The organism is Trebonia sp. (assembly GCF_049794275.1).
GTDB lineage: Bacteria > Actinomycetota > Actinomycetes > Streptosporangiales > Streptosporangiaceae > Trebonia.
In genome coordinates this window covers 1-2,714 of sequence record NZ_JBARCR010000586.1, presented here as the reverse complement: position 1 = coordinate 2,714, position 2,714 = coordinate 1, and the positions used below count along the sequence as shown (strand labels likewise).

Sequence of the window (2,714 nt, the reverse complement as noted above, 5' to 3'; positions counted from 1 at the left end):
TGGAACGCGCCGACCTGGACGCCCTGATCGAACTGCTCGTCACCGACGTGAGATTCTCCATGCCCCCGGCCATGCTGGAATACCGCGGCATCGAATCAGCCCAGCGCCTCCTCGCCGCCGTCACCTTCCGCCCCGGCCGCACCTACCGCGTGGTACCCACCCGCGCCAACGGCCAGCCCGCCTTCGGCTTGTACCTGGCAGACCCCCACGCCAGTGTCTACCGCGCCTACTCCCTCCTGGTCATCACCACCGCCGGCGACCACATCACCGCCATCACCGGCTTCAGCACCAACGTCATGGCGCGCTTCGGACTACCCCGAACCCTCCCCGAAACAGATTGACAGACTTCTGGCGCCACCCTGTTGTCCCGCGCCTTGAAGGCAGAGCCCGGATGGTTGCCTCAGGCTTCTTCAACGAAGTTCCGGCGCGGGACGCCGTGGCGTCGCTGTCACACGGGCGAGCGCACCGGCTGCTCAAGCTCGGCCACCGGGTCAGAGCGTCCACGATCGGCCGGGTTCTCAGGGCCCTGATGATTCCGCCGGCACCGCTACGACAGACCGACGCCAGCTGGCCCATCCTCGGCGGCCTCGTCAGCGAGTACGAGCGCGCCGCATAGAATTCCAGGTCAGCACTAGTGGCCGAGTTTTGGAATCCCGCACCCACTTTCCGCGTGAAATGAGGAACGAAATGACTGACGGGATCTCTACCGCTGAGTACGCCGACCGTCGTGCACGTCTGAGCGAACACGTACGGACGCTCGGCGCCGCGGGCTACGTGGTCTGTGACCCGACCTACATCACCTACTTCACCGGATTCCGGTTCCTGTCGACCGAGCGTCCGACCGTGTATCTCCAGAACGCGGCAGGCGACGACGTGATCTTCGTCGCCGAGTTCGAGCTCGAACGCACACGGGCCGAAGCGGACTTCGAGCGCATCGAGACCTACCCGGAGTACCCCGGTCTCGAGCACCCGATGCGGATTCTGGCCCGCGTCGCCGCCGACCTCGGCCTGCGTGGGACGATCGCGGCCGACCACGACGGCTATCCCGGGATCCTCGGTTACATCGGCCCGAAGCTCAGTGACGTGACCGGCGCCGAGATCATCGACATCGCCGCGCAGATCGAGACGATGCTCGCGCGCAAGAGCCGCGCCGAGGTGGAACTGCTCCGGGAGAGCGGCCGTTGGTGCTCGCACGCCCACCGGCTTCTCCAGGAATACAGCGTGCCCGGCAGCACGGAGGCCGAGGCCAGCCTGCGCGCACAGAGCGAGGCGACGCTGACGATGCTCGCCGAACGCGGATCGGGTGGGCTTCTGGGGTCAGGAGACGGAGTCAAAGCAGGCTACCGGGGCCAGATCGGCCACCGCAGCGCCTGGGCTCACGCCGTCGCGCACAACATCAGATTCCAACCCGGCCAAGTGCTCGTGAGCGAGACAGGCGCGCCCGTCTGGGGCTACCACGCAGAGCTGGAACGCACGATGGTGATCGGTGAGCCGACCGACCGGATGCGCTGGCTCTTCGACCACATGCTCGCAGCGCGCAAGGCGGCGTTCGACGCGATCGTTCCGGGTGCCACCAGCGCCGACGTCGACGGTGCGGTGAACGCGTACTTCGAGAAGCACGGCCTCACAAGCTACTGGCGCCAGCACGTGGGACACGGTACCGGCCTTCGAGTGCACGAGACGCCGTTCATCGACGTGGGAAACTCTGCGCCGTTGCAGCCCGGCATGGTGTTCACCGTCGAGCCAGGCCTCTACGACTCCGAGGTCGGCGGATTCCGGCATTCCGACACGGTCGCTGTGACCGAAGACGGATACGAGCTCCTCACCGACTACCCGGACGACCTCAAGAGCCTCGTCATCCCGGCAAACGGATAACTCTGCACCCGACTCGTGATCAGCAGAGGGCTGTGGGTAGCGACAATGCTGTGGGTAGCGAGCAGTCCGTACGCTCTGGTCGTGCCTCATGCTCGTACTCGTGCAGGGTCCCTGTGCCCGGTGTGCTTCGCAAGAGCTGCTCAACCGCCGCCAGGCGCACGCTCCGGGATACTGGGCCGCCGGTGCTGTACGTCCTCGTGAATGTCTTCGCCGGCTCGGCGGAGCGCGTCCACGATAGCCGCGGTCTCCGGGCCGGGCTCCGGCGAGGTTACCGCGAGGGTCGTCCGTCCCAGCCACCCCGGGTCCTCGACGCCGATTGTGGTGACGCCAGCCGGAACCGACGGTGCGGCGACCTCAGGAACCAGGCAGATGCCCAGCCCGGCGGCGACCAGGCCGAACCGGGCCGGCCACCCGCGGACGGTGTACCCAATAGCCGGGTCGGCGATGGTTGGCCAGGCCCGGAACTGGGGGTCGCCGCCGGAGTCGCCGCCGGCGATCCACGTCTCGCCGGCCAATTCGGCTGCCGCCACGATGCCGGCACGGGCTAGCCGGTGGCCGTTCGGGACGGCGACACGCAGGCGGCCGGCGAGCACTATCTGGCGGCTCAGCCCGTCTAGGTCGTAACCGGGCAGTCCGGCGCCGACGCCGATAACCGCGATGCCCAGCCGGCCGGCCCGCAGCTGGCGGAGCAGGGTCGGCGTCGGTGCTTCGCTCAGGCTCACCTCAAGCCCGGGATGCTCGCTGCGTAGCAGGGCCACCGCCCGGGGCGCGAGCACCGCCATCGCCGCGGGGTATGTGCCCAGCCTGACCCGTCCGGCCAGCCGGTCGCCCAGGCCGGC

Annotated in this window: 3 protein-coding genes and 1 pseudogene; 3 read left to right on the top strand and 1 reads right to left on the bottom strand. The window is 68.3% G+C overall.

Annotation, left to right across the window (positions count from 1 at the left end; all coding sequences use genetic code 11):
- The 3 genes and pseudogenes from WA805_RS15850 to WA805_RS15840 form a co-directional block, all read left to right on the top strand.
- A pseudogene (locus tag WA805_RS15850) lies at positions 1-341 on the top strand (hypothetical protein); the annotation flags it as partial.
- Positions 342-391: 50 nt separating this feature from the next.
- Positions 392-616, top strand: coding sequence for a hypothetical protein (locus tag WA805_RS15845; protein WP_425242713.1), 225 nt, complete (start codon positions 392-394; stop codon positions 614-616).
- A gap of 71 nt (positions 617-687) precedes the next feature.
- On the top strand, positions 688-1,875 hold the full coding sequence (locus WA805_RS15840; RefSeq protein WP_425242712.1) for a M24 family metallopeptidase: 1,188 nt from the start codon (positions 688-690) through the stop codon (positions 1,873-1,875).
- A gap of 140 nt (positions 1,876-2,015) precedes the next feature.
- On the opposite strand, the gene WA805_RS15835 is transcribed toward WA805_RS15840, so the two are convergent.
- A partial coding sequence (locus tag WA805_RS15835) for a LysR substrate-binding domain-containing protein (protein ID WP_425242711.1) occupies positions 2,016-2,714 on the bottom strand: 699 nt, incomplete at its 5' end.

Bases quoted from the DNA above. Each gene is read 5' to 3' on its own strand.
- WA805_RS15845 (WP_425242713.1), top strand. From the start codon at position 392: ATGGTTGCCTCAGGCTTCTTCAACGAAGTTCCGGCGCGGGACGCCGTG.
- WA805_RS15840 (WP_425242712.1), top strand. From the start codon at position 688: ATGACTGACGGGATCTCTACCGCTGAGTACGCCGACCGTCGTGCACGT.